Annotated in this window: 28 protein-coding genes and 1 pseudogene; 11 read left to right on the top strand and 18 right to left on the bottom strand. The window is 45.0% G+C overall.

What is annotated here, in order from left to right; all coding sequences use genetic code 11:
* Positions 1 to 19: 19 nt before the first annotated feature.
* The gene (locus RXX31_RS11180; protein WP_317589404.1) at positions 20 to 1,177 is read right to left on the bottom strand and encodes a GGDEF domain-containing protein; all 1,158 of its coding nucleotides are present in this window, start codon (positions 1,175 to 1,177) and stop codon (positions 20 to 22) included.
* A 410-nt stretch (positions 1,178 to 1,587) separates the two neighbouring features.
* On the opposite strand from RXX31_RS11180, the gene RXX31_RS11175 reads away from it, so the two are divergent.
* Positions 1,588 to 2,928 carry an MATE family efflux transporter gene (locus RXX31_RS11175; protein WP_317589403.1) on the top strand — a complete coding sequence of 447 codons (1,341 nt, stop codon included), beginning with the start codon at positions 1,588 to 1,590 and terminating at the stop codon, positions 2,926 to 2,928.
* Positions 2,929 to 3,033: 105 nt separating this feature from the next.
* Here RXX31_RS11175 and RXX31_RS11170 read toward each other — a convergent pair whose 3' ends face one another.
* Entirely contained in the window at positions 3,034 to 4,713 is a 1,680-nt protein-coding gene (locus RXX31_RS11170) for an RluA family pseudouridine synthase (protein WP_317589402.1), read from the bottom strand.
* A gap of 148 nt (positions 4,714 to 4,861) precedes the next feature.
* Between RXX31_RS11170 and RXX31_RS11165 the strand changes: the two genes are divergently transcribed.
* A complete protein-coding gene (locus RXX31_RS11165) occupies positions 4,862 to 5,665 on the top strand; it encodes an HAD family hydrolase (RefSeq protein ID WP_317589400.1) in 804 nt (267 codons plus the stop codon).
* Positions 5,666 to 5,752: 87 nt separating this feature from the next.
* Here RXX31_RS11165 and RXX31_RS11160 read toward each other — a convergent pair whose 3' ends face one another.
* The 6 genes and pseudogenes from RXX31_RS11160 to RXX31_RS11135 all read right to left on the bottom strand — a co-directional run bounded on the left by RXX31_RS11160 (position 5,753) and on the right by RXX31_RS11135 (position 11,414).
* The gene (locus RXX31_RS11160; RefSeq protein ID WP_317589399.1) at positions 5,753 to 6,850 is read right to left on the bottom strand and encodes a GGDEF domain-containing protein; all 1,098 of its coding nucleotides are present in this window, start codon (positions 6,848 to 6,850) and stop codon (positions 5,753 to 5,755) included.
* Positions 6,850 to 7,315 (bottom strand): annotated as a pseudogene (locus tag RXX31_RS11155) (oxidoreductase). The gene RXX31_RS11160 and the pseudogene RXX31_RS11155 overlap by 1 nt, the downstream one beginning before the upstream one ends.
* A gap of 386 nt (positions 7,316 to 7,701) precedes the next feature.
* Positions 7,702 to 8,541, bottom strand: coding sequence for an S-formylglutathione hydrolase (fghA, locus tag RXX31_RS11150; protein ID WP_317589398.1), 840 nt, complete (start codon positions 8,539 to 8,541; stop codon positions 7,702 to 7,704).
* An 89-nt stretch (positions 8,542 to 8,630) separates the two neighbouring features.
* Positions 8,631 to 9,779, bottom strand: coding sequence for an S-(hydroxymethyl)glutathione dehydrogenase/class III alcohol dehydrogenase (locus RXX31_RS11145; protein WP_317589397.1), 1,149 nt, complete (start codon positions 9,777 to 9,779; stop codon positions 8,631 to 8,633).
* 270 nt (positions 9,780 to 10,049) lie between these two features.
* A complete protein-coding gene (locus RXX31_RS11140; protein ID WP_317589396.1) occupies positions 10,050 to 10,787 on the bottom strand; it encodes a class II aldolase/adducin family protein in 738 nt (245 codons plus the stop codon).
* A gap of 24 nt (positions 10,788 to 10,811) precedes the next feature.
* A complete protein-coding gene (locus tag RXX31_RS11135; protein WP_317589395.1) occupies positions 10,812 to 11,414 on the bottom strand; it encodes an HD domain-containing protein in 603 nt (200 codons plus the stop codon).
* Between the two features lie 176 nt (positions 11,415 to 11,590).
* On the opposite strand from RXX31_RS11135, the gene RXX31_RS11130 reads away from it, so the two are divergent.
* Complete coding sequence (locus RXX31_RS11130; protein ID WP_317589394.1) at positions 11,591 to 12,460, top strand: LysR family transcriptional regulator; 870 nt, start codon at positions 11,591 to 11,593, stop codon at positions 12,458 to 12,460.
* A 108-nt stretch (positions 12,461 to 12,568) separates the two neighbouring features.
* Here RXX31_RS11130 and kdgR read toward each other — a convergent pair whose 3' ends face one another.
* Positions 12,569 to 13,351 (bottom strand): DNA-binding transcriptional regulator KdgR, encoded by a 783-nt coding sequence (gene kdgR, locus RXX31_RS11125; protein WP_317589392.1) that lies wholly within the window; start codon positions 13,349 to 13,351, stop codon positions 12,569 to 12,571.
* 253 nt (positions 13,352 to 13,604) lie between these two features.
* Between kdgR and kduD the strand changes: the two genes are divergently transcribed.
* The 5 genes from kduD (at position 13,605) to RXX31_RS11100 (ending at position 17,281) form a co-directional block, all read left to right on the top strand.
* Positions 13,605 to 14,366: a 2-dehydro-3-deoxy-D-gluconate 5-dehydrogenase KduD gene (gene kduD / locus RXX31_RS11120; protein ID WP_317589390.1), complete on the top strand. Its 762-nt coding sequence runs from the start codon at positions 13,605 to 13,607 to the stop codon at positions 14,364 to 14,366.
* Positions 14,367 to 14,384: 18 nt separating this feature from the next.
* A complete protein-coding gene (locus tag RXX31_RS11115; protein WP_411197979.1) occupies positions 14,385 to 14,945 on the top strand; it encodes a YgjV family protein in 561 nt (186 codons plus the stop codon).
* A gap of 59 nt (positions 14,946 to 15,004) precedes the next feature.
* Positions 15,005 to 15,640, top strand: coding sequence for an RpiB/LacA/LacB family sugar-phosphate isomerase (locus RXX31_RS11110; RefSeq protein WP_317589387.1), 636 nt, complete (start codon positions 15,005 to 15,007; stop codon positions 15,638 to 15,640).
* A 76-nt stretch (positions 15,641 to 15,716) separates the two neighbouring features.
* Positions 15,717 to 16,646, top strand: coding sequence for a sugar kinase (locus RXX31_RS11105; RefSeq protein ID WP_317589386.1), 930 nt, complete (start codon positions 15,717 to 15,719; stop codon positions 16,644 to 16,646).
* Positions 16,647 to 16,657: 11 nt separating this feature from the next.
* Positions 16,658 to 17,281 (top strand): bifunctional 4-hydroxy-2-oxoglutarate aldolase/2-dehydro-3-deoxy-phosphogluconate aldolase, encoded by a 624-nt coding sequence (locus RXX31_RS11100; RefSeq protein ID WP_317589385.1) that lies wholly within the window; start codon positions 16,658 to 16,660, stop codon positions 17,279 to 17,281.
* Positions 17,282 to 17,382: 101 nt separating this feature from the next.
* Here the strand turns inward: RXX31_RS11100 and RXX31_RS11095 are convergent, their stop codons facing one another.
* Both RXX31_RS11095 and RXX31_RS11090 read right to left on the bottom strand, forming a co-directional pair.
* Positions 17,383 to 18,156, bottom strand: a complete 774-nt coding sequence (locus RXX31_RS11095) for a siderophore-interacting protein (RefSeq protein ID WP_317589384.1) — start codon at positions 18,154 to 18,156, stop codon at positions 17,383 to 17,385.
* A 187-nt stretch (positions 18,157 to 18,343) separates the two neighbouring features.
* Complete coding sequence (locus tag RXX31_RS11090; RefSeq protein WP_317589383.1) at positions 18,344 to 18,928, bottom strand: LysE family translocator; 585 nt, start codon at positions 18,926 to 18,928, stop codon at positions 18,344 to 18,346.
* Positions 18,929 to 19,055: 127 nt separating this feature from the next.
* On the opposite strand from RXX31_RS11090, the gene RXX31_RS11085 reads away from it, so the two are divergent.
* Positions 19,056 to 19,496: an Lrp/AsnC family transcriptional regulator gene (locus RXX31_RS11085; RefSeq protein WP_317589381.1), complete on the top strand. Its 441-nt coding sequence runs from the start codon at positions 19,056 to 19,058 to the stop codon at positions 19,494 to 19,496.
* Positions 19,497 to 19,562: 66 nt separating this feature from the next.
* On the opposite strand, the gene RXX31_RS11080 is transcribed toward RXX31_RS11085, so the two are convergent.
* On the bottom strand, positions 19,563 to 19,871 hold the full coding sequence (locus RXX31_RS11080; protein WP_317589380.1) for a cupin domain-containing protein: 309 nt from the start codon (positions 19,869 to 19,871) through the stop codon (positions 19,563 to 19,565).
* 361 nt (positions 19,872 to 20,232) lie between these two features.
* On the opposite strand from RXX31_RS11080, the gene ompW reads away from it, so the two are divergent.
* Entirely contained in the window at positions 20,233 to 20,883 is a 651-nt protein-coding gene (gene ompW, locus RXX31_RS11075) for an outer membrane protein OmpW (RefSeq protein ID WP_317589379.1), read from the top strand.
* 142 nt (positions 20,884 to 21,025) lie between these two features.
* Here ompW and RXX31_RS11070 read toward each other — a convergent pair whose 3' ends face one another.
* Complete coding sequence (locus RXX31_RS11070; RefSeq protein WP_317589377.1) at positions 21,026 to 21,271, bottom strand: Rho-binding antiterminator; 246 nt, start codon at positions 21,269 to 21,271, stop codon at positions 21,026 to 21,028.
* Between the two features lie 190 nt (positions 21,272 to 21,461).
* On the opposite strand from RXX31_RS11070, the gene RXX31_RS11065 reads away from it, so the two are divergent.
* A complete protein-coding gene (locus tag RXX31_RS11065) occupies positions 21,462 to 22,595 on the top strand; it encodes an MBL fold metallo-hydrolase (RefSeq protein WP_317589376.1) in 1,134 nt (377 codons plus the stop codon).
* 37 nt (positions 22,596 to 22,632) lie between these two features.
* On the opposite strand, the gene RXX31_RS11060 is transcribed toward RXX31_RS11065, so the two are convergent.
* The 5 genes from RXX31_RS11060 to RXX31_RS11040 all read right to left on the bottom strand — a co-directional run bounded on the left by RXX31_RS11060 (position 22,633) and on the right by RXX31_RS11040 (position 26,548).
* Positions 22,633 to 23,148, bottom strand: coding sequence for a macro domain-containing protein (locus tag RXX31_RS11060; RefSeq protein WP_317589375.1), 516 nt, complete (start codon positions 23,146 to 23,148; stop codon positions 22,633 to 22,635).
* 39 nt (positions 23,149 to 23,187) lie between these two features.
* Positions 23,188 to 23,613, bottom strand: coding sequence for a VOC family protein (locus tag RXX31_RS11055; protein WP_317589374.1), 426 nt, complete (start codon positions 23,611 to 23,613; stop codon positions 23,188 to 23,190).
* A gap of 126 nt (positions 23,614 to 23,739) precedes the next feature.
* Positions 23,740 to 24,069, bottom strand: a complete 330-nt coding sequence (locus RXX31_RS11050) for a DUF4144 family protein (RefSeq protein ID WP_317589373.1) — start codon at positions 24,067 to 24,069, stop codon at positions 23,740 to 23,742.
* A gap of 25 nt (positions 24,070 to 24,094) precedes the next feature.
* A complete protein-coding gene (locus tag RXX31_RS11045; protein ID WP_317589372.1) occupies positions 24,095 to 24,631 on the bottom strand; it encodes a DUF924 family protein in 537 nt (178 codons plus the stop codon).
* Between the two features lie 69 nt (positions 24,632 to 24,700).
* Positions 24,701 to 26,548: a M3 family metallopeptidase gene (locus RXX31_RS11040; RefSeq protein WP_317589371.1), complete on the bottom strand. Its 1,848-nt coding sequence runs from the start codon at positions 26,546 to 26,548 to the stop codon at positions 24,701 to 24,703.
* Between the last annotated feature and the right edge of the window lie 207 nt (positions 26,549 to 26,755).

Below are 26,755 nucleotides of genomic sequence, written 5' to 3'. Positions count from 1 at the left end.
TAAGCACTCTCTTACCGATTTAATAAACCTTTCCGATTTCTGGTTGATGCAGCTGTTGGTTGTTCAATTTTTCTACCCGCGTGCAGTGTTCATAATACGCATACTGATTTTTTCCGGTGTGTTTTGCTACATACATGGCTTTGTCTGCACATCGAAGCAGCTCAGACAATTCGTTCGCATCTTGTTTATAAATCGCTACGCCTACACTCATGGTGATTTCATTAATGAGGTCGTAATCTAGGGAGCGGTTTGAGAATACATTGACGATGCGTTTTAACACCTCATCCAAACTTTCTTCGTTAGGCACGTCGTGCAGTAACAGGACAAATTCATCTCCAGCAAATCGAGCAATGGAATAATCACTTTCAGGGTTGGCATGGTTTGTCATGCGGATACTGTCTTTCAAGCGAGAGGCAAATGTCTTTAGTACGTGATCACCAACATCATGGCCGTAGTTGTCATTGATGTGTTTAAAATTGTCGAGATCAAGAAAGATGAGAGCAGTCAGACTGTTTTCACATGAACTATCAATGTCATGCAGTTTGTGACGCGCCCAAGTTTCAAAGCTCCAACGGTTAGCCAGGCCGGTAAGTTGGTCAAAATAGGCCAGCTCTTCGATGCCTTCTCGATAGAGGGTTTGGATGTAACTCAGTATCTTGGCGTAGTAATAAGAGAACGTGTGGCAAACGAAGGCAATCGCCATCAGGGTCAACATAAATCGGCGCTCTATCATGGCGCTCGCCTCGGGCAGCCTATCCAAAAAAGTAATGCCGAAAAAGATAAAGAGTATGTAGGTGCAGCTAAAGAGAAGGCCGACTTTGAATTCGTTGATAAGAATGAGTGTGGCGACAATGGGGTACAGCCATAAAAGTTTTCCTGAAGGCGCATCATTAAAAAGCAGCAGCAGTAAACCTTCTAACATCAGTACCGAGCTTAAAAGCAGATCGGCATACTGGTGATGCTTTTGTACTTTTATCATGTAGCAAATCGCAAAGCAGGCAAGCGCAGATAAAGAATGAAGCAAACACAGTCCCCACTGCTCTTCCAGTGTTTGAACGAGGGCACCATACACAAGACATGTGGCTGCGATACTGGAGCAAATAAAAACAATTTTCTTTTTTCTTGTTGCGCGGATATCCGCCATTTCTTCTAAACGTGCCCCAGCCAATGTCGACATCTTGTCTCCCTACTTAATTGTTTTTACTTCTATTCTAGTTGTTAAGTGAGCAACAGATAGAATAAAAGTTGAGTTATCTGTGATGTAAATCATTTTAAACTTAACGATGATTCATTGAGTTAATGGAAAATTTTCGAGATGGCAGGATAGGTAGCAGTGGCCATACGCTTTTCAGTGATTGTTTCTTATATGCATGGAGAGCCTTAGTTTCATACCGTCAATCAATGCCCAAGTGATAAGAGAAATATTACGCTACTCGACGAAATTTAGTTGTTGTTGTGTGCTGAATGCGAATAGAATTCACGCAAGAACGCATTTTCTGGGTCAATTCAAGGCCTAATTATTATTTTTATAAACTGCTTCACGGTTTTCTGTGAAGCAGTTTTTCATTGTGTGAAGGTTTACCAACTATGCCTAACCGCCAAAACATCAACCAGCGCATGTCTATCGTGACACTCGCTTGGCCGATACTCGTAGAAATTTTGCTAAGGACGGCTTTAGGAACCAGTGATGTATTCATGCTGAGTGGTTACTCAGACAAAGCAGTATCAGCGGTAGGAGTGATCACTCAATTAACGTTTTTTCTCATTGTGGTCTCAACATTTGTCAGCAGCGGAACCGGGATTTTAATTGCCCAGTACAACGGCGCTGATCGGGATAAAGACTCCATTGATGTCGGTGTCGCAAGTGTTATCCTGTCGGTAATTATAGGGATATTTCTCAGCGTGATAGCTGTGATTGGAGCAATATTCTTCTTACCCTACTATGGCCTTGAAGCTCAGGTTGAGCAGTATGCTCGGGAATATTTGCTTATTAGTGGTGTGATGACGTTCAACGTGACCATTGGCATTGTATTGACCACTATTCTGCGCAGTCATGGCTACTCTCGCTCTCCGATGGTTGTAAACCTCATAAGTGGTGTATTCAATGTATTAGGTAACTACATCGCCCTGTACCAACCATTTGGTTTGCCTGTTTATGGGGTTGAAGGCGTCGCGGTTGCTACTGTGGTGAGTCAAGTGATTGGTACTCTGATGTTGGTGTTTATTTTGAGCCGAACAAACATCGAGCTTCCAATGAAGACCATGAAGCAAGTGCCTGCCGATATTTACAAAAAAATCCTAAAAATTGGTGGGATGAATGCGGGTGAGGTGTTGTCTTACAATATTGCTCAAATCTGTATCGTTTACTTTGTGGTACAGATGGGGACAGCATCGTTGGCGGCGTTTACTTATGCTCAGAATATTGCCCGTTTTTCTTTTGCCTTTGCGTTAGCAATTGGGCAGGCGGCACAGATTCAAACTGGCTATTACATTGGTAAAGGTTGGGTGACCAGCATCCTTAAGCGTATTCAAATTTATTTCTTGGTTGGTTTTGTTGCCTCTACTGTTGCGACGACCGTGATCTACGTATTTCGAGAAGAAATCCTCCGAGTATTCACTGATCAGCCCGAAATCCTTGCTCTGGCTGGCTCATTGATTCTGGGTTCTATCTTGTTGGAAGCTGGGCGTGTCTTTAACTTGATCTTTATTGCTGGTTTAAAAGGTGCGGGCGACATTAAATTCCCGGTACAAATGGGTATCGTAAGTATGTGGGGTTTAGGCGTACTGTTCTCTTACCTTTTTGGCATTCATCTGGGCTATGGCGTAATGGGAGCCTGGATGGCGATCGCTCTGGATGAATGGGTTCGTGGCATTATTATGGCGAGACGTTGGCGTTCACAGGTGTGGACCAAATTTAAAGTCAGTTAAATCAATCATAGCCAGCATGGACGAGGAAACACATGCTTCGTCTCTATTTAAAAAAGGCACTGAGTTCAGTGCCTTTTTAGTATCTTCAGATTAACCGTGCCGGGTTTAAAACTCACAATCGGCATGAAAGCTCATGCGTTCTTTGCTGTATGGATGATCCAGTTCCAGCATTTCTGCATGCAGATGTAAGCGATTTGCCTTCTCGCCATACAGGCCATCACCGACCATTGGCATATTTAAGCCTAAGTGATGAGCACTGTGGACACGCAGTTGGTGAGTACGGCCAGTTTTAGGGTACATATACACCTTGCTACGGCCATTTTTAACTTCAATCAACTGCCAGTGTGTCTCCGCTGGCTTACCGTGCTCAAAGCAAACCAATTGACGTGGACGGTCTTCTGGATCGCCACGCATGGGTAATGATATATCACCCGCGGCATCTCTAAGTTCACCTTCCAGCAGAGCCATGTAGCGTTTTTGTACGCCACGAGCCATGAACTGCTTCTGTAAGCTCTTATTCGCGCGTTTAGTCAGCGCAAATACCAAAATACCCGACGTCGCCATGTCTAAGCGATGGATGACAAAAGGTCCTTCAACGTCAGGGAACATCGTCTGTAGCCTTGTGTACGCCGAGTCTTTGATGGTTTTTCCCGGTACAGAAAGCAAACCTGATGGCTTGTTGACTACCACCATGGCTTCATCCTGATAGAGAATTTCCAGCTCTTTGTCTTCTGCCCAGTTTTCAGCCAGCGGGTTGGGATCGACGTTCATCCCATACAGCATATGGCCAAGAATAGGCTGACATTTACTGTTGCATGACGGGTAGAACTTTTTGTGCTGACGCACTTCGGATTTTGGTGATTCTCCCCACCAGAACTCGGCAAGCGCCAGCGGTTTAAAGCCATGTTTAAACGCGTATTGAAGCAGTTTCGGAGCCGCACATTCACCTGCGCCTGCTGGTGGCACCGGATTCGTGGTGGTTGCGAAAATATCCACTAAATCGCGTTCTTGTCCCAAACCGTTAAGAAATCGGTATTGCCTGTGTAGTTTGTGCTGCAACGCGTTAGACAGTGTTTTTCGATGCTCTTTAAGTTCTGAAAGTTCATGTTTTAAAGTGGCTAAACGCTGCTCTTTCACTGCCAGTTTTTCATCCCACGCCATCTTGAGGTATTTGAGCGCATTTTTATCGGCCACACTTTGCTTACCCAAGTCGTCTAACAACGTCTTTAGTTCATCGGGACCTAGCGTTTGCTCACCCTGTTTACGCTGCAGTTTTCGATTCGCACGGCCTTCAATCATGATTTGGCGTTGCGCCTGTTCTTCTTGCTGGTATGAAGCGCGATCAGCTTCGATCTCTGCTTTGAGCTCAATTAATTCGGGGTTATCTGCACACTGCTTGTATTCGGCATTGATTGCATTGATGGCGTCGGTTTCAGCGCGGAAAAAACCTTCATCAGTCAGCATGTCATACACTGGTGGTACAAATCCAGGCAGCAAGTTTTGATCGGCGATCTTGCCGGAGAAAGCACTGAGATACCCTAGCTCACTTTGTTGATTTTGTACCAAAAGCACGCCGAACATTTTCCCTCGCCCCACCTGCTCATCCTCTAACCCAAAGTCATGCTCAAAGTCATTTTGCGTGAGTAAGTGCTGTTGCAGTTGTTCAGCGGCTAATACGCATAGAGGATGCGGTGTGTAATAGAACGGAAACGTAAACTGCTCTGGTAACTCATAACCAGAAAGATCGGCAGTAATACGAGTAAAACAATGTTCAGGCGAGTGCATGGTGTGTATCCGCGAGCATAAAAATCGAGCGAGGATTGTACCTGTTTGATTCAGGATTGCTATATTAACAACGGTACTTGAGATTCACTCACGATCCTGTACCTTAAACGTAATCGCAGTTTTCCTACCCTAATTAGAGTGTTAGTTCATGTCACAAGCTAGTATTAAATTCATCGCCTCCGATATGGACGGCACGTTACTCGATCAGTACGGTCGTTTGGACCCAGAGTTCTTCGATCTGTTTTTACGGCTAGAAGAAAAAGGCATCTTGTTTTCGGCTGCCTCTGGGCGTCAATATTATAGCTTGCGTGATACTTTCGCTCCGATTCAGGATCGCATCCTGTACGTGGCAGAAAATGGCACTTTGGTGATACACAAAGACAAAGAGCTTTATAGCTGCACGATTCCGAAACCTGAAGTGGCAGAGATAGTCAAAGCCGCGCGTTGTATAGACGGGGCACACATAGTGCTGTGTGGGAAACGTTCGGCTTATATTGAAATTCAAGATCAAAAGACGCTGGAAGAGTTTCAAAAGTACTACCATCGCTGTGAAAACGTGGATGATTTGCTGGAAGTTGACGATGAGTTCATTAAAGTTGCGATTTGCCATTTTGAAGGCTCAGAGGAGCTGGTGTTCCCGACGATGAACAGCCAGTTTGGTGATTCACACAAAGTGGTGGTCAGTGCAAAAATCTGGCTAGATGTGATGAATGCAAAAGCCTCCAAAGGTGCGGCAATTCAGTATCTTCAACAAACCATGAATTTTACGCCCGCCGAGACCATGACATTTGGTGATTACCTGAATGATTTGGAGATGCTGCAAGTGAGTGAACACTCCTATGCGGTGGCCAATGCCCATGAAGAGATTAAGAAAGTTGCTCGTTTTTCTGCGCCAAGCAATCAGGAATCTGGTGTACTCACTGTACTGAAAGAGAAGTTACTGTTCGATTAGGATTGGATTTATACTCTGCAAAATTCAAAAACCCCGCACGTTAAAGAGCGGGGCTTTTATTTATTATGTGACAGGTAGTGTTAGGTCCTATCCCTGGAATTTCATTTTATACATACGTTTATCGGCAATATTCATAAGAAAGTCTATATTGTCGCTATCGATCGGGTACCGCGCGATACCAATACTGGTAGATAGCTGATACGCGTTTTCTGCTTTTAGTACCGGGTCATTAAAAACGGCATTGATATGACGCTTGATTTGGTTTTCGCTGATGGTTTTGTCCTGAACGACGATGGCAAACTCATCCCCCCCCATTCGGTACGTCGTAAAATTATCGATCTCCATCGACTTTAGCCGGTTAGCGATAGCTCGTAAAACTTTGTCGCCAGCTTGGTGCCCGTGAGTATCATTAATTTTTTTAAACCCGTTTAAGTCCAGGATACAAAGATAAAACGTGTTTTTTTGTTGCATGTTTTTTCTAAGCGTCACAAACAGCGCACTTCTGTTGCCAAGCTTTGTCAGCGGATCGCTGAGTGCTAGTTTTCGGTGGAAACTGGATTCGCGGTAAAAGAAATAAATCAGGGACAGCGTCGACAATACAAAAGTCGCAAACAGCATATATTGCGCTTGTACTAGTCGCTGTGTTTCACCTTTTTGTGCTTCATATACTTTGCTAGTGAGTCGGAAGTTTTGATTCACAAAATCCACCAAGTCTAAGTACAGCGTCTGGGTTGAGCGATAAAACTGGGCTGCCGCCTGACGATCGCCGGTTCTCGCCTCGACAAGAAAAGGCTCTAGATCTTTGAATTGTTCGAAGAGTTCTAAAAAATACTGCTGGATATTGTTGCGAGAAAAGAATGTGTACGCATCATCGCTGTTGATGAGTAAGTCAAAGCGGCTCCAGGCGAGCTCATACTGTAGCTCTGCGCCATTTATATCCTGAATGTTTTCATCGAGCCGACGTGCTTCCCCAACCAGTTCCGACAGCTCTTTGGACAGCTGAAACAAAAACCACGTGGCTTGTTTTTGCTCATTAGTAAAGTTTTGCGCTAATGCACGCGTTTGTTGAAGCAGAATGATATTCGCGAGTAATAAAGAGGTAGCAAAGACTAACAGCAGCCCTTTGCTGAGTGTTGTGTATCGCCACTTTTGGGGCTTGAGGGGGTAGGTATCTGATAATTTCATTATTTCTTTATCAATTTAATTTCATTCACCTGCCAGACCATTTGGGCATGATATGCGGAGCGATTTAGTTCTGGGTAGAGGTTTAGTGGATATACAACCCAATATGGGCCTTTGTCCCTGATTTTTATGAAATGTTTATCTTTTTGATAGGCTAAGATCGGCTCATATCTAACGATATCTGGTCGTGTCACGATCGCGTGGTAATTGTTTAAACCACTGATATCGATTTGCGCTGGAATATCGCCATATACGTAAGTGAGTAAGTCACTCAGCTTAACACCAGTAAACTCAGACTCTCCTTTACTCCAAGGTAACTCGGTGGTGTAAGTGGTTTCTGGTAACGATTGGATGTCTTCTAATTTTAACCTAACACTCGGCTTTTTGCGGGCTGTTGCTAAATAAAACGGTGTTTGCATAAATGACGGGGGCAAAACACAGTAAACTTAATATGAGTATCTTTTTCATTCTATTCATTTTGATTTTTTATTCTTTTACTGAGCGAGAATCGTTGCTACTAGAAAAGCTTTTATTCTGATTACGATGATCTGCGCAAAATAGACAAAATTTACAATAGATCGTGTTTGAAAAATAACCGTACGTCAACTTGAGGTCAAGACTATTAAGCAACTTCTTATATAAAAGGTTAGATGGTGTGCTCTTAATGACTGATCGTACGATTTAAAAACATTTTTAAACAATCAATATAAGTATTAATTAATAAAAGTAAGAATGAGTATGAGATTTTTATTTTATTGTTATTTTTTATAATAGTTGTGATCAGTGAATAGATATTCAAAAACAATAAAGCCACCTTGGTAGGGTGGCTTTATTGTTGCATTGTATTTAATCGTTTACTCGAATAGATACTTCGCATGGAAACTTAGATGGTCGTCAATAAAACTCGATATGAAGTAGTAACTGTGGTCATATCCAGGTTGCATTCGAAGCGTTAATTCTGAGTCATGCTTGTTTGCTGCCGCGACAAGAAGCTCTGGTTTGAGCTGCTCACTCAGGAATCCATCAGCGTCACCCTGATCCACCAGCATCGCTAAAGGAGCTTTACCTTGCTTCAGAAGCTCACTCGCATCATATTGTTTCCAGTTTTCGATATCGGTACCTAAATAAGCGGTAAACGCTTTTTGGCCCCAAGGACACTGAATAGGGTTACTGATAGGACTAAATGCTGAAATTGAGCGATACTGCTCCGCATTTTTTAAGCCAATAGTCAGTGCACCATGCCCGCCCATGCTGTGGCCAGAAATAGACTTCACATCAGAAACCGGGAAATTGTTTTCAATGATTGCTGGGAGTTCTTTCGTGATGTAGTCATACATGAAGTAGTGCTGTGACCAAGGTGCCTGAGTAGCATTAAGATAAAAACCAGCACCCTGACCGAGGTCGTAATTTTCATCATCTGCTACACCTTCGCCACGAGGGCTGGTGTCTGGGGCAACAATGGCGATGCCAAGCTCGGCGGCCATACGAAATGCGCCAGCTTTCTGCATGAAGTTTTCATCGCTACAAGTGAGTCCCGATAGCCAGTAAAGTACTGGTACTGGGTGGGACTTTGTCGCGTTTGGCGGCAGGAAAATAGCGAATCGCATTTGGCAATTCAGTGAACTAGATTCGTGAGTATATTGTTTGTGCCAGCCACCAAAAACTTTGGCCTGACTTACGTTTTCTATCATCATGAATAAACTCTTAAGAAGCAGAAATTAGATTCAACGGCAGGACACCGTTAATACAATAAGGCTCTCCCTGGGGAGAGCCTGTAGAGACATTATTTGTCCATGTGAATCACGCTACGGATACTCTTACCTTCGTGCATCAGGTCGAATGCCTCGTTTACGTCTTCAAGTCCCATTGTGTGAGTAATGAATTCTTGTAGACCGAATTCACCTGCCATGTATTTTTCTACAATTTCTGGAAGCTCAGAGCGGCCTTTAACGCCACCGAACGCACTGCCTCGCCATACGCGACCAGTTACTAGTTGGAATGGACGGGTAGATATCTCTTGACCTGCACCTGCTACACCGATGATGACTGATTCGCCCCAGCCTTTGTGGCAGCACTCAAGCGCCTGACGCATCACGTTGACGTTACCGATACATTCAAACGAGAAATCAACGCCGCCGTCAGTCATGTCAACAATGACTTCCTGAATTGGCTTGTCGAATTTCTGAGGGTTAATCACATCGGTTGCGCCAAGCTGTTGCGCAAGATCGAATTTACTTTCATTGATATCGATACCGATGATACGGCCAGCACCAGCCATACGTGCACCGATGATTGCCGAAAGACCGATACCGCCTAGGCCGAAGATGGCTACCGTGTCGCCTTCCTGAACTTTTGCTGTGTTCAGTACCGCACCCATACCTGTTGTTACACCACAGCCAAGCAGACACACTTCATCTAGAGGGGCTTCTTTGTTTACTTTCGCCAGTGAAATCTCTGGTAGTACAGTGTACTCAGAGAACGTTGAACAACCCATGTAATGGAAAATGGTTTCACCATTGATTGAGAAGCGGCTTGTGCCATCTGGCATCAGGCCTTTACCTTGCGTCTCACGCACAGCCTGACAAAGGTTAGTTTTGCCTGACTTACAGAACTTACACTCGCCACATTCTGCTGTGTATAGAGGAATAACGTGATCACCAACTTCAACACTCGTCACGCCTTCACCAACCATTTCAACGATACCGCCACCCTCGTGACCAAGAATCGCTGGGAAGATGCCTTCTGGATCGTCACCAGATAGCGTGAATGCGTCAGTGTGACATACACCTGTTGCTACGATACGGACTAAAACTTCACCTTTTTTAGGCAGTTGTACATCCACTTCTTCCATTTTTAATGGCTCGCCTGCCGCCCATGCGACAGCCGCTTTAGATTTGATCGATGTTTGACCTGGTTTGATTTCAAGTGCCATTGGATTTCCCTTATCTAATCAATAGGTAGGCGTAGTAGTTAAGCCTAGCTGAGCTTTCGTTTTTCGCCTGATGTTTTGTTGTATTCATTTTATCTATTTCATTAAAAATGATAATCCGTCGTTTATGAAAATGATTTTTACATATAAGTAATAATACAAGTGTTGAACCGGATAGCAGACAAAAGGTTTTTTGGATGACGACAGGCATGCTCTGGGGCAAACAAAAAAGCGCTTATCATGTTTATGATTCAGCGCCTTTTCCTTTAGTGGTTAGTCTTTGTAACGTGGATCGATTCGGTCCAGTTTGCGCAGTAACGCTGGCCATACGATGGAACCATCCACGCCTTGTGTTTTCACCGCTTCAGTTATCGAGCTGACAATCTTTGGTTCAATATGAATGAGCTCATTGCCACCCGATTGTGCGGCTAATTGGATTTGGCAGGTGGTTTCCAGGGCATACATAGACAAAAATGCATCTGCGACGGTTTTGCCTACCGTTAATAGCCCATGGTTACGTAGCACAAGAAAATTTGCCTCTCCTAGATCTTGCTGCAAACGTGGCTGTTCATCTTCCCTTACTGCGACGCCTTCGTAGTCGTGGTAAGCCAATGACGACAGCACATAAGTCGACTGCTGACTGATTGGCAAGATGCCGTCTTTCTGCGCGCTGACCGCGACACCTGCTCGAGTATGTGTATGAATGATACAGCCGACATCATGACGTGCCTCATGAATGCAACTGTGGATGATAAATCCAGCGTGATTGACGGAGTGAGGTGTGTCTTGCAGCTTATTACCGTCTTGATCGATTTTGATAAGGTCAGAGGCGGTAATTTCATCAAACATCATCCCGTAAGGGTTGATCAGAAAATGATGCTCAGGGCCTGGAATCCTGACACTTATATGGGTAAAGATTAAATCATCCCAGCCAAACTCTGCTACCAGCCTGTAGCATGCGGCTAATTCCACACGTAACTGCCATTCTTGTTCGCTAACTTGATTTCTCATTGATGAGTTCATCATCGCCTCTCGCTATTCTGCGGTTATTTTGTCTTGAGCTTGTTTGTAAATCGAGCGGACGGGACGCTCAAATACCTTGCGGATCATCGGTTCAAAGAATTCTAGCGGCAGAGTATCTAATTCAGGGTCGAACGCTGGAGCATCGTATTTACGCACAAACTCCTGGGTGCGTTGATAACAAGGATGGTCGATGTAAGCTTTGTGCATTTCTCTGTCCATATTCAAGTGATGGAAGAAGTAATATCCTTGGAAAATACCATGATGTTTGATCATCCAGTGATTCTCTTCACTGACGAAAGGCTCTAGGATAGTGGCGGCTATGTCTGGGTGGTTGTACGAACCCAAGGTATCGCCAATATCATGCAGTAGCGCGCACACGACGTACTCGTCATCCTGACCATCGCGATGTGCCAGCGTTGCACACTGTAGGCTGTGCGTAAGCCTGTCTACCTGGAAGCCACCAAAATCACCATCAAGCAATAAAAGGTGTTTGATAATTCGGTCTGGTAATTCTGCTGCATAATCAATAAATTGTTCTGCGATGATCTTCCAGTCTTGCGCAGTTCCGTGTTCCATATGAGTAAAACCAGCTAATGGGGTATTGTGCTTGTTCATTCTTCTGCCCTACTTGTGGATTCAGACTTGATATAAGCACAGTTTTTGTTGGTTTAATGTTAATGCGTTTACATTTGTTTAACGTTTGGGTTGAGGTGTGAAACGAAAGGGTTGTTTCTCCCGGTCAGCGTTTGTGTGACAATGTTGCTGTTAACTGGTTTGACAGGAAATGAGAAATGGCGAATTGGGAAGGTGTCACTGAGTTTGTCGCAGTCGCAGAGACAAACAGTTTCACCGGCGCTGCAAATAAACTTAAAACATCGGTTGCACAGATCAGTCGTCGAGTTTCCGCGCTAGAGCAACGTTTAGCGGTGAAATTACTTCATCGTACCACACGTAAAGTTTCTCTTTCTGAGGCCGGTCAGCTTTATTACCAGCAGTGTAAGCACCTGTTAGAAGGACTAGAGTTAGCCGAGCTTGCCGTGACTCAAATGCAGGCGGAGCCCAAAGGCATATTGCGGGTGACGGCTCCGGTTACCTATGGAGAAATGAACCTTGCGCCACTGTTGCACCAGTTCTTAGAGAGGCATCCTCAGGTGACTCTCGACTTGGTTCTGACCAACCAGCGACTCGACTTGATAGAGAAAGGGGTGGATGTGGCAATACGTCTGGGACGACTACAAGACTCAAGTATGATCGCGAAGCGCCTTTCTTCACGCCAAATGTATGTCTGTGCGAGCCCTAATTATCTGGAACGATTTGGCGAACCCCATACACTATCAGAGTTAGGGCGTCATCAATGTTTGGTGGGCTCTGTCGATTACTGGCATTTCAAAGAGCAGAACCGAGAGAAGTCGTTGCGCGTTTCTGGGCGGATCAAATGCAACAGTGGTTTCGCTTTAGTGGATGCGGCAAAGCGTGGGCTTGGTTTAGTGCAGTTACCTGATTATTACGTTCAAGAGGCGTTAGATTGCGGTGAGCTGGTCGAAGTGCTCAGTGATTACCGGGACGATCGTGAAGGTATTTGGGCGCTGTATCCGCCAAGTCATAAATTATCGCCTAAAGTCAGATTACTCATCGACTTTTTAGCGAAAGAGCTGGCGTGATCAGCGCATCTGCTGCTGAAGCGTTACGTAAGGTAAATCGCGAAATTTAATCGACCTCTCAACAATTTCAAAGTAGGCAACAAAGCAGCCTACTAGCTGCTTTCCAGATTAAGCGGGGTAGTTATGAAAACCCAATTGCTCTGAAATATTTTTGCCTGCTTGATGCAATAAGCCAACATACTCTTCCATTCGTTCTTCTTCAAAGCGAATAACCGGGAATGAAATCGAAAGACCCGCAATGATTTGGCCAAAGCGATTATAAACCGGCGCTGCGATACAGCGAAGGCCTGGTTCTTGCTCTTCGTTATCTTCTGCAAAATGTTGAGCGCGGACTTTTGCCAATTCTTCTAGCACTTGTTCCGTGTTTTCTAGCGTTTTTTCAGTGTGTTTAACAAATTCCACATCACTTAACACATCACGGATGAAGCTTTCATCGCACTCAGAAAGTAACACTTTACCAATAGCTGTACTGTAAAGAGGGTTACGGCGGCCAATACGCGATTGCATGCGAAGGTTGTAGCCAGAATCGATTTTGTGGATGTAAATGATGGCATTATCATCCAGCGCACCTAGGTGCAATGCTTCATTCGTTTGCTGTGAAATATGGCGCATTTCTCGATCGGCCAGTTCAATCAGATCAACGTACTCGAGCGATTTTGATCCTAACTCAAATAGTTTAAGCGTTAGTGAGTATTTATCGTCTTCACCTTCTTGCGATACATAACCTAACGACTTCATGGTTTGTAAAAAACGGTATGTCGTTGCTTTCGACATCATTAGTCGTTGGGAAAGATCGGATACACCGATGGACTTTTGCTCTCCTAGTGCTTGAAGAATATGAAACACTTTCAGAACCGATGAAACTGCTTCAGGTTGGTTTGAGGTTTTCATTGTTATCCCTGTGAATTTTTTGTTTGCTTCATTATATCTTATAAAATCTGTAGCACTAGTATTTATAAAATACCTTTTCAAAAATTTGGAATTAAATTGGGGTTATGTGCAGAAAAATTGGATCGTAATCTATTTTTTGAAACGTCTTTTCAAAAAAAATTGAAAATAATTTCTTTTTTGTTCAATATATGAGTGTAGAAAGTGACATGGCCAGTCGCCAAATCACGAATTATCTAAATATTGAGGAAAAAACATGATTCTTGATTCATTTAACCTTGAAGGCAAAGTTGCCATTGTTACTGGTTGTGACACTGGTCTTGGCCAAGGTATGGCGCTTGGTTTAGCAAAAGCCGGTTGTGATATCGTGGGCGTAAACATCACTAAACCGACAGAAACCATTGAGAAGATTGCCGCTGAAGGCCGTAAATTTATTGATATCCGCGCTAACTTAATGACGCTGGATGACATCCCATCAATCATTGACCGCACAGTAACAGAGTTAGGTCGTATCGATATTCTGGTCAACAATGCGGGCATCATTCGCCGCGATGATGCGATTGAATTTTCTGAGCAAGATTGGGATGACGTAATGAACATCAACATCAAATCGGTGTTCTTTATGTCTCAAGCCGTGGCAAAGCAGTTCATCGCTCAAGGTGAAGGTGGCAAGATCATCAACGTCGCATCTATGCTGTCTTTCCAAGGCGGTATCCGCGTTCCTTCATACACTGCCTCTAAGAGCGGCGTTATGGGTGTTACGCGCCTAATGGCGAACGAATGGGCAAGTCACGACATTAACGTGAACGCAATTGCACCAGGTTACATGGCAACAAACAACACCGCTGCTTTACGTGCTGACGAAGAGCGTAACGCTGCCATCCTTGAACGTATCCCTGCTGAACGCTGGGGTTTGCCTGAAGATTTAGCCGGCCCTTGTGTATTTTTGGCATCAAAAGCGGCTGATTACATTAACGGTTACACGCTCGCCGTTGACGGTGGCTGGTTAGCACGCTAATCGATTTGTGAGAAGTTGATTGTGGATACCGCAACATTAGCGCAAGTAGTAGGGTTTATCAGTTTTGGATTGGGATTCTCCGTCTTTTACCAGAAAAATGATAAACGCCTAAAAATCTTGATGCTGATATTTAATCTCAATCATCTTCTCCATTTTTTATTGCTTGGTTCAATGGCCTCAGCGCTTGGGGCGTTCCTGTCGACAATCAGAACGACCACAGCAATATTTGTTTCGTCGAAGCGAATCGCTGCTGCATTTATTGTTATCAGTTTAGTGAGTGGTTATTGGGCTGCTGAGCAGTGGCGTGACATTTTGCCTATTTTGGGAACGATTATCGGGACCTACTCTGTATTCTGCTTGTCGGGAATTCAGATGCGCGTGGGCTTTTTGCTTGGTGCTTGTTGTTGGCTGACCAACAATATTCTGGTGGGTTCTATTGGAGGGACACTGCTGGAAATGACCGTGATCGTTATGAATTCAATGACAATTTACCGTTTATATCGCCAGCGAACGGAGCCAATGCTCTCGCCTTGTGTAAAAACGCTACACACTGATCAAAATCAGCTTGAAAGGTCATAGATTCTAAGAATTTTGTTTAAGAAACTTTTTGAATGCGGTTTGTTCCGCAGGAGTAACAGATGAAAATTGCACTAATGATGGAGAACAGCCAAGCCGCGAAAAACGCAATGGTGGCTGGTGAACTAAATACTGTCGCGGGTGGCCTTGGTCACGATGTATTCAACGTCGGTATGACGGGTGAAAACGATCATCACCTAACGTACGTCCACTTAGGTATCATGGCGAGCATCCTGCTGAACTCAAAAGCAGTAGACTTTGTGGTAACGGGTTGTGGTACTGGCCAGGGCGCACTGATGTCAAGCAACCTACATCCAGGTGTAGTTTGTGGTTACTGCCTGGAGCCATCTGATGCATTCCTGTTCAACCAAATCAACAACGGTAACGCTATTTCTCTAGCCTTTGCGAAAGGTTTTGGTTGGGCTGGTGAACTGAACGTGCGTTACATCTTCGAAAAAGCGTTCACGGGAAATCGCGGTGAAGGTTACCCTATCGAGCGAGCAGCGCCTCAGCAAGCTAACGCTGCGATTTTGAACGACGTAAAAGCCGCAGTCTCAAAAGATGTGGTTGAAGGCTTACGTGCCATCGATCAAGCGCTAGTGAAAACTGCTGTTGGTAGCGCGCAATTCCAAGAGTGTTTCTTCGCACATTGCCAAGTGCCTGAAATCGCAGAATACGTGAAGTCTCTACTGGACTAATTACTTAATTTATCGGGAATTAAGTACAAGCCAGCCATTGTGCTGGCTTATTTTTTGTACCACTAAGGAGGCTCCCATGAACCCAATCAGTCGCGTCGCTATCATCGGTGAATGTATGGTGGAGCTTAGGAAACATCATGGCGTGCTACAGCAAGGTTTTGGTGGTGATACCCTCAATACCGCTGTTTACCTGTCTCGTTTAACCCAACAACATGGTGTTGAAACATCCTATGTGACTGGGCTGGGACTCGATCCGTTTAGCCGCGAAATGTTGACAGCTTGGCAGGACGAAGACATCAACACCGACATGGTCTACTTCTCTGAAGATAAATTGCCGGGCATTTATGCGATTGAAACCGCGGACGATGGTGAACGAAGTTTCTTTTACTGGCGTGAAGACGCAGCAGCAAAATATTGGCTACGCGAGCAAAACTTTGAATCTTTGGTAACAGATCTTTGCCAACATCAAATGATTTATCTGAGCGGTATCAGTTTAGCTATTATCGCGGAAGAACATCGTCAAACGTTTATCGACCTGCTGGCTGCCTGTCGTAACAAGGGCGTTACCATAGCGTTTGATAATAATTTCCGGCCAAAACTTTGGCCAAGCTTAGAGTTGGCTCGTCGTTTCTACTCGAAAATTCTCAGTGTTACGGACATGGCATTTTTAACTTTCGATGATGAAGTCATGCTTTGGGGTGACAAAGAGGAATCCGAAGCAATTCATCGTAGCAAAAGCTGTGGTGTGAAAGAGATCATTGTTAAGCGTGGTGCGGACGATTGTTTTGTTGTGACACAAGACCAACAGCACGTCGTTGCGGCATTGAAAGTGGACGCAGTGGTTGATACGACGGCGGCTGGTGACTCTTTCAGTGCGGGTTACCTTGCAAAACGCATTCTAGGTGGAGACGTTGCTGAGTCTGCGCTGGCTGGGCACAAAGTGGCTGGTTCTGTTATCCAACATCGCGGTGCAATCATTCCAAGCGAATCGATGCCGATTATTTAAGGAACGATGAAATGAAAGATCTAAATCAACAACTTTCTGAAATTAAAGTAGTCCCTGTTATTGCAATTAAAGATGCAAGCAAGGCAGTAAAATTGGCTCAGGTATTGGTTGAAAACGGCCTGCCTTGTGCTGAAGTCACTTTTCGTACTGAAGATGCGGCACTTGCGATCAAAAATATGCGCGACGCGTATCCAGAGATGTTAATTGGCGCGGGCACCGTTTTAACCAGTGCTCAGGTCGATGAGGCGATTGACGCTGGTGTCGATTTTATTGTTAGCCCAGGCTTTAATCCAACCACCGTTAAATATTGTCAGCAGCGTAATATCGCTATCGTACCTGGTGTAAATAATCCAAGTTTGGTTGAACAAGCGATGGAAATGGGTCTTCGTACCCTTAAGTTTTTCCCAGCGGAGCCCTCTGGTGGCACGGCGATGCTTAAAGCACTGTCTGCCGTTTACCCGGTTAAATTTATGCCAACAGGTGGCGTGAGCCCGAGCAACGTCAAAGATTACCTGGCGATTTCGTCTGTCTTAGCGTGTGGCGGTACCTGGATGGTGCCTGGCGATTTGATTGACAACGAGCAATGGGACGAACTGGCGTTGTTGATTCGTGAAGTTGCAACAATTATTGGATGATTTATACCCTGCTAAGCCTGAAAACTATCGTTGATAGTCAAAAAGCTATTAGGCATTTGCCGACGCCCGGCTACACCGGGCGTATTTTTTATTGTGAATTGCTATTGATTGGATTCGGCGTCTTCACGCTTAATCACTTTATGCCCATCTTCTGAAACGCCTTGTTTCCAGTAGCTACTGATGTAGATATTTTCACGCTCGATTTCTTTTTCATTGCGGAAGTACTGGCGTAATGCGCGCATAGAATCAAACTCACAGGCACACCAAACCGCGGCATTCCCTTCCAGCCATTCTAATTCGCGAACCGCTTCAGCCAGATTTTGCCCTTCAGTCAGCCAAATCAGTTCCATACCAACTGGCGCGTGCAGTGGTTGAATGTCTGCGGCAGAGAGAACACTAATAACCGCATAGCCTTTTGCCTCTTCAGGCAAGGTTCGGATTTTGGCGGACAGGGCAGGGAGGGCAGTCATATCGGCAGCCATGAAAAACCAGTCCGCGTCGGTGTTTAGGTTAGAAATACTACCCGGACCAACGATGTTGATGGTGTCCCCTTTTTGCGCAGCCATTGCCCAACGAGCGGCAAATCCACATTGCAGATCATGAGTAACATGACGAACAAAATCGACTTCAATGCTGCATGTCTCTGGATGGTAACGACGAATGGTATAAGTACGCATTAATGGGCGACTATCTTCAGGCATCGCTTGCAAATCGGTACCACCCGTTGCATTAAATAGCAGCTTAATATAGCTACCTTCACAGTCTGCTGGAAATTGACCGAGAGCGTCTCCCTGCAAAGTGAGGCGCTGCATGTTTGGGGTGATCGTTTCGGTGTGTGTAACGACAAGTTCTTTCGGTTCAGGTTTCTTTTTCATCTTTACTATTCTCGATAATTATTCTCTTTCTCATTTAAGAATATCAATATCTCTCTTGAGAGAGTAGTGTCTTTAAACAAATTTACACTGTGAATTGATACGGAAACCTAAGCGGGGAAATTGGCGTCTTCGATGATTATCCCTCAAACATTAAAAAACCTCCGTAGAGGTTTTGATTGGCATTCAGTTATATCATAGGAATCGTGGATAAAAGAAGTAACGTCGCCATGCCGTAATTAAACCCTTTGACACGTTTAGATGTGGTTAACCAGCGCTGAAGCTGTATCCCTGCGGCCGTCCAGAAGGTGACAGATGGCAGGTTGGCCAAGCAGAAAATGCCCGCAATAAACGTCAGTTCTAACCACGCAGCGCCCGAGCTGTATACGGTGACCGCAGTGAGCGCCATTGACCAGCCTTTTGGATTCACCCACTGAAATGCCGCAGCTCCGAAAAATGACATTGGCTTAAAATCATTTTTTGTTTCTGCTTTACCACTGGTGGCGATTTTATAAGTCAGATAGAGCAAGTAGCTTAAGCTGAGTACTTTTAAAACTGTATGGGCAACCGGGTAAGCGTGGAACAGGCTCATTAAGCCGATACCAACCAGAATTAGCATGGCACCAAAGCCAAGAGTAATACCGAGCATGTGTGGAATCGTGCGTTTAAATCCGACATTCGCACCTGATGTCATCAGCATGATGTTGTTCGGACCCGGAGTAAAAGTCGATACAAAAGCAAACAACGCCAGCGCGCCTAATTGATGGTATTCCATAGTTTTTTCCCTTACAGCAAAACTGTCCTGAGTGGACGTCATCTTTCAAACAACTATAAGTAGAAACGTCATCAATATTGTGCTTTTATTGAGCTTGAATGGATTAATTTAGCAATAAAAGATCACTATGGATAAATTTGACGAAAGAATATTGCAAGAGCTTAAGTTAGACGGAAGAATCTCCAATGTTGAGCTGTCTGAGAGAGTGGGGCTGTCACCTTCTGCGACGTTGCGTCGTGTGCAGGAATTAGAGCGACAAGGTGTGATCAAAGGCTATCGTGCGGTGTTGGATAGCGAGCAACTTGGTGTGGGTTTTATCGCCTATGTCTCGATTGGTTTATCCTCTCATTCGAAAAAAGCACAACTCGATTTTGAGGATCACCTCCGTTTTGTCAAAGAGGTCGTAGAGTGCCATAACATCACAGGTGCGAACGAATATTTGTTGAGGGTTGAAACTCGAGATCTGGCTGCTTATAAGGCGTTTCACGCGAATGTATTAGGCGAGTGTGAACACGTTCAGGGGATTACAACCATGGTGGTGATGGACACGCCTAAAGATGAACGGTGATCATTAAAACTTATCTAACAGGTTAATTGTCATTGTCGCGGCACTTGTGACGCCCACGTGAAGTGATTAGTAAAACACGGCTAACCAAATTGTTTCCTGATTTGGGTCTGTCCAACTGACTTTGTGTTTAGTGTGCGCCGGGATATTCACGTACTCGCCGGCCTCAAGACGTTTTACCGAACCGTTTTCAAAGGTGAGTTCTCCAGCCCCCTTTAAAACCAATACCCACTCATTTTCTTCTTGATCGTACCAACCTTCTTCAGGTGATGTTTGCCCGTGAGACACAATACGTTCAATCCGCAGGTTGTCGTTACACAACAGGTCTTCAAATGCTTCTTCACTGAGATCATGAGGTAAATGTTTAAAAAGGTTCATCTTATTCCCTAAGATCTAAAGGTGTCACATTCATTAGATGATAAACGATTTGCTGTTGTTTAGCCTGCTTTTAGCGTGAGCTTCTAGGCATGCAAGATCTTCTCACACGCACATTTTGCATTACAAGATTGTATATCATTTGCATAATTTGTTGATCAATTTGGCGTTTTCTCATACAGATTCGCTATATTTTTTACAAATTGATTTCCGTCAAATTAGTAAGGTTTTTATGTGCTAGATTGCGCGCAGTTAACAAATATAAAAAACCTGAGTTCGTTAACACTCTGACTTCCTTTGGATATTTAAGTGTTCATGAACATGTGATTGGGTAAAAAACGAAGCCCTATAAAAGGAAATTAAAATGAAAAAAACAATCTGCAGTTTGGCAGTGGTTGCTGCGCTCGTGTCACCAAGTGTTTTCGCTCATAAACAAGGTGACTTCGTTCTTCGTGTTGGTGCGGCGTCTGTTGTGCCTAATGATAGCAGTGACAAGATTCCGGTTCCGGGTACTTCAGAAGAGCTGGAGGTGGATTCCAACACTCAGCTTGGTCTGACGTTTGGCTATATGTTTACCGACAACATCAGTTTTGAAGTGCTAGCAGCAACGCCGTTTAGCCATGATATTTCCACAGATTTAGGCAATCTTGGCGATATCGCTGATACCAAACACCTGCCACCAACGTTTATGGTTCAGTACTACTTTGGCGAGCCACAAAGTAAGTTTCGTCCATACGTTGGTGCGGGTCTGAACTACACCATTTTCTTTGATGAAGGCTTTAACGGCAAAGGTAAAAGTGCTGGTCTGTCGGACCTGGAACTGGACGATTCATTTGGCTTAGCCGCCAACGTAGGTGTTGACTACATGATCAACGATCAATGGTTCCTAAACGCATCTGCGTGGTATGCAAACATTGAAACAGAAGCAACCTATAAAGCTGGTGGTGTGAAATATAAGACCGACGTAGAAATCAACCCTTGGGTATTTATGATCAGCGGTGGTTACAAGTTTTAAACAATAACCAGTAGTTTTCAGGTCTTATGACCGCTAGCAATATTTACTATGCAAAATAGCATATAACAGTTTTGGCATGACTTTAGGGGCGGTATTCGGGCACTGCCCCTTTTTTTTGCTTCCACTTTCAAATCAGAATGATTTAATCAAAAGTGACTTCGGTGAAGTGTGGGTTTGCCTTCAGGGCACGCATCGTGAGCAGTTGTTCGGTCGGAAAAGCAATATGTTCGCCGTCGACATCAAGAAATAAACACTCTTGTCGCTGCATATCAAAACCGGTATCGAATGCTTTCCCTTGATGGCTTTCACCATTTTTTAGCGTGATTTCAACAGGTAGCGCAAACATACAGGCTATTTCAATAAAATCATATTGATTGCAGGTCACCATCGCTGTTCTCCTTCTACACCAAGCCCATTTGTTTAAAGTATACCTTCTACAACCGGTTTGGCTTGAGATTCCACACCAGAAGGCTCTCTTGCCACTGAAACCTAATCTTCATTTTACGCCCCTGCCTGGTCATGAAACAGACACATAATCGCGTTTAACTAAAAGCACCGCCGAGCAAACGTAAAGAAATATGTCTGAAACGACCTTAAAGAGCTCCAGTATGAGTCGAGGGCTTGGTTTAAGCCCACAGAAAACGCCACGAACCTATCACGCACAACTCGCGCATCGTATACAGCACTCTCCTCAGTTCGAAAATGGCCGGGTCAAAAATGCCATGCCGAATGTGCCAAGTCATCAGTCATTCTGGCAGGTTTGCTGGAGCTACCTAGGAGGCCGAGCGCCACTCTGTCCCAATGGACATTTACCTTACTCGCCCATTGAGCAAGACCAGTTTTTACATCGCAGTGATTCAATGCGCGTGACCTGGCTGGGGCATTCAACCATGCTGGTGGAAGTGGATGGGGTTCGCATTCTGACCGATCCGGTTTTTGACTATGCTTCGCCATTGATCGCGAAAGCGTGGTTTGAGCGTAATATCCCCAACACACATGCCCGAGAGAGTTTACCTATCCCCGATATTATCGTGATCTCGCATGATCACTATGATCACCTCGAGGCCTCAAGCATTCGTTTTTACGCTGATAAATCCGTGACGTTTTACGTTCCGCTGGGCGTCGGCAAGCACTTGCTCAAGTGGGGCGTGTGTGCTGATGATATTGTCGAATTCGACTGGTGGGAGAGCATACAGTACGCAAATGTTGAGCTTATTTGTACGCCTGCGAACCATAATTCGGGACGAACGTACTTAGATAAAAACACCACATTGTGGGCGTCATGGGTAATGAAAGGGCGGAGCGAGACGCTGTACTTTAGTGGTGACAGTGCTTATGACCAGCATTTTGCCGAAATCGCGCAGCGTTGCGGACCAATCGACGTTGCCTGTTTGGAAGTTGCGGCAGATGTGAAGGACAATCAAGGCTATCCAGTCGAAAACTGGGGCCATATGCAAGCGCGCCATACGGTTCAGGCATTTAAGGATCTGCAGGCTAAAAAGCTCTTGCCTGTCCACTGGGCGACCTATGAGTTGTTCACCCATAAATGGGATGAGCCGATTGAAGATTTGATTAGCCATTGCCAAAGCGAGAGCATAACTTTACTTACCCCTATGCCAGGAGAGAGTTTTCACGTTCAGAATGAAGTGAGAAACTGTACTTGGTGGCAGAAAGAAGTGAGTGAAGAGCCTGTGCGAGGAGTCGAGGTGTGAAGTCTTTTGGCCTTTAGAATTAAATCGTTGCTTTAGGTTATTGGTAGGTGGCTAGAGCTTGTTGCCAAACCCTTAGCATTTCATCGTCAAACAGGTAAAAGCGCATTTGCAATAAGTGATATTCAGGACGCTGACAAATAGTTAATGCGACTTCGGCTGCTTCATGCGGAGGATAGCCATACGCTCCACATGAGATGGCGGGTAGCGCGACTGTTTTGCAGTCGTTTTCTAATGCTAGATCCAGAGCGCTTTTATAGGCCGACTCTAATACCGCTCGAGGGTCGTGAAATTTATCGTAGATCGGCCCCGCCGCATGGATGACGTAGCGTGCGCTTAACTTACCAGCCGAAGTAATCCGTGCGTAGCCAAAAGGGCAGCGAATGCCGTCGATATCTTTCACTGTTAAGCACGCATCGTACAAATCGCGGCCAGCGGCACGGTGAATCGCACCATCGACACCACCTCCACCGAGCATTCTAGGATTAGCGGCATTAACGATAGCATCGACTTGCGCTGTGGTTATGTCGCCCTTAATCAGTGAGATAGTGTTCATCCGGTAGCCCTATAGAATTTATATTGAAATTGCTGAAACTCACTCGTTGACCACTTGAGGTTTTAGCTCGACAACGTTTCCCTCAGGATCATTAATATACAGCGAACGCCCAAAACCTTGCGCACCATAACGTTTGGAAAAGTCCTCAGTTTGAATATCGTGCATATGCAGATATTGGATGAGATCAGCTTCTTCAAACGGTGCGAGCTGCAAACAAAAATGATCGATATTTCTGCCGTTTTGTACTGGAGGTTTTCCACCCAGCTTACCTAACTCACTGTCTACCGTGACGATATCAATTAATGCAGTTCCGGCTCTGAGCTGAGTTAATCCCATTTCAGCGAGTTCCCTTTCGATTGGGCAACCTAGTATGTCTCGATAAAAGTGCAACATGGCATTGCGATTGGTCGTTCTCAAAACAATATGATCGAGTGCTTTTATTTCGATGGGGTTCTGACTAGGCATGTATTCCTCCTCTCTTTTGCTATTGAGAATAGCATATGGTTGAAGAGTGCTCGGACATCCGTGAGAGAGGCCAGTAGTGCTTAAACTAAGAATAGGAACATATGGCTGAAAAATGAGTTTGTATTACTAACCTGCCAATGCACAAACGGCCTGCTGAACGCTACTGAAATGGATTTTAATGATGCATCTCTGCGCCTGACTGAACTCATGAGACTGGATGAGCGTGGTGACCTCTTCGACAGACAGTGTTTTGTTATTCGCATTCAGTGTTATGTGATTGGCATTATCATGCTGCAAGCCGAAGGTTTGACCTTGTGAATCAATCACGTAGTCTTCTTGTCCCCAAATGAGCGCTTGGCACTCCGTTTGGAAATCCGAGTACGAGTGCAGATAGATGAGCTCGTCGTCACCTTCCAGTTTCAATAAGCATGGCCATAATACGGTGTTTAGCGTCATTCTATTGCCTTGTTGTGTGCTGGCCTTAAAAGCCAGAGTTCGGTGTTTTCAAAAACTCAATTTCTTCTGGCGTGCTTTCTCTTCCCAGTATCGCATTACGATGTGGGTAGCGTCCAAATCGGTCGATAATGGCTTTGTGTTTTAGCTCAGAATCGTAGTTGTTTTCAAGTCCCGGTGCGCGAAACAGTTTTTCCGCTTCCACATGGATGACACGAGATTCACTGTGCATAAACGGCATGTACAAAAAGCTACGCTGATCGTGATTCAGCGCTTTATGCAAACCGAGTCGAATCGCCTCTTGTGCTAACGAAAGCGCGAGTGGATCTTGTGCGAACGCTTTTGGAGTATTGCGGTACACATTACGCGAAAACTGGTCGAGTACAATGATTTCGGCTAAGCGACCTTTTGCACTGTCGCGCCAACTAAACAGTTCGCAGTGAGCCGCTTGCTCTAGCACTGAGGAAAACCGAGATTCAATGAGCTTATCCAGTTCAGGATTACTTTCGAACCAATTTTGTGGGGTCAGTTCTTCAAACCAAAACTTAATGATCGACAGGTACATAGCGCGTCCTTTTGTTACCGAGAATCCGTAGTTGAGAGCCAGAGATATTGATTCTGGCTCTTGGTTTTATTATCGACCGTAAGTTTCTACGATGTAACGTTCAAAATCGTCACACATTTGCTCATCGGAGAGGGTGTTGCTCGCCAGTTCTTTACTGCCGTCGACGACTTTAATTGCCGCATTAAGCGAAGCTACCGGTGCTCTCTCACGTGTTTCAAGCGCTTTGATTTTTTGCTGTTGAATTTCCCACGCTTGCGCTGGTGACAAGTTACACACATCCGCCAGGTACTTGGCGTTAAAGCCCTCGCCTGTCAGGCTGACAATGGTTTCATTGTGCGACAAGTTATTGCCTGCATGCCAGTAATGCTTTGCTAACAGAGGCCCAATTTCTGGGTTATCGGTCAGGTAACCAAATTTATCCAGAAAGTAAGCTCGCGTCTGATAAACCGCCATGTGCGCGAGTAAATAACCTTGATAAGCACAAGCTGATTCATCAGAAAGCAGGTGCGGAATGGCCAATAGCGGGCGAGGGCTGCATTCCAACCCAAGGATCTGCTTCTCGCAGTCACGTGCAAGCTTGGTGATGCGCTCTGGCGTCAGCTCTTCATCGCTAAGCTGATACAGTGCGCGTTCAAAATATGGCACAACTAAGATACTGCGTTCTTCGTAGGCTTTGAATGGCTGACGGCTGTTGATCATCGCTTGAATGATCTCATCAGGAACAGGGTTACCTTCATTATCCAGAGCGTACTGTTTTAGCCAGTCTGCATCGGTCAGCAGGCTGTCACAGAACATGGATTGCGTTTCTGCGTAAGCCATAGAGGTCGGGGCAAATTCCTGCGAAAAACAAGGCGCGTTCATTTTTACGTTGGCAAAGTGCGCTGCATGGCCGCCCTCATGAAATAGCGTATTGATGCCATCGTAGCCGCTGCCAACCTGGTCTGGTTTGGCGTTACTGGTGAAGTTAACCTGTGCCGCCACCCATTCGCCTTGGTTGTAAAAAGAAGGGATAGGTCCATGGCAGAAGCCGTTCGGGTATTTGCCTTTACGGTCTAGTAAATCCAGCGCCAGTGTTGCCCCTGAGTAATCAATATTTAAACGACCGAAAGATTCTACCCAGCGTCTCAGCGATTTTGAGAATGGCACGTATGGGTCAAGGTCACGCATCACATCACCCGCGAACGAGTAAACAAAGTTGTGGCCAGTAAGCGCATTCTGGCCTTTCTCTTTCGCCAGGTTTTCTAAGCTCTTCAGGTGAGCCTCTCGGGTGCGCTGTTCAAAATCTTCCAGAATGTCGAATAGCTGCTCTGAGGTCATTTTTTCCGTTTTTTGTACTGAGTAATCAAAGAAGGTCGCATAACCCAGTGAGCGAGCGAATTGATTACGTAGCTTGATCAGCTCAATAAAGCCATTTTCCAGCAACCACTGCTCAAGATTCAGCAATGCTTGATGCGCGGATTGACGCACTTCTTCGTGATTATTGGTTCGAATGGTTGAGCTCAATACCGGAAGCGAGCCTTCGGTTTGTTTACCATTTTCGTCGATAAACGTTTGTACGTGGTTCTGTTTTTTCTCAAATAGCTCGGCTTCAAAGGCAATCAATTTATTTTTCAATGCTTGCGCTTTGTCACCTTCGATCGCATGAGATTCAAACATCGCCAACCAGCCTGAAAGGCCAGTAATGGTTTGCTGTTTTTCTTGCGGGTCAGAAATTGAGTCGGCGGCTTCAAGCTGTTGTTTGATTGCCGTAATTTGTTCCGCATTGCTTAAAAAGCTTGTCCATGCTGTTTGTGCTTGCGTCGAGCCATCATGATCGTCGCTGATCCCCATGTAAGTTTCCCAAAAGAAATCTTCTTTGGTGCGATGAATCGCGAGGTAGCGTTGATTGAGGTCGTTGAGGTAATCCGTTGCGGTCATTTTGATCCTTAAAATGGTTGCGTTATGTAGACGGTTGATTATTACATGCTTAGCAGCAAGAAAGGAGTAGACGCATTATTAACTGCCTTTGCAGATCGTAAACGTGGCTTTACTATTCGTATACATTTTAGTGGGTTAGCGAACGATTTGTGTTTCAACTAGCCCATAAATCAGGCGTGTTTGATTAAAGTGTAAGCGAACATGAAC

Source organism: Vibrio sp. EA2 (assembly GCF_033042495.1).
In the GTDB taxonomy this organism is placed as follows: domain Bacteria; phylum Pseudomonadota; class Gammaproteobacteria; order Enterobacterales; family Vibrionaceae; genus Vibrio.
The sequence above is the reverse complement of the archived record's forward strand: the minus strand, read 5'-3'. Positions and strand labels throughout refer to the sequence as shown.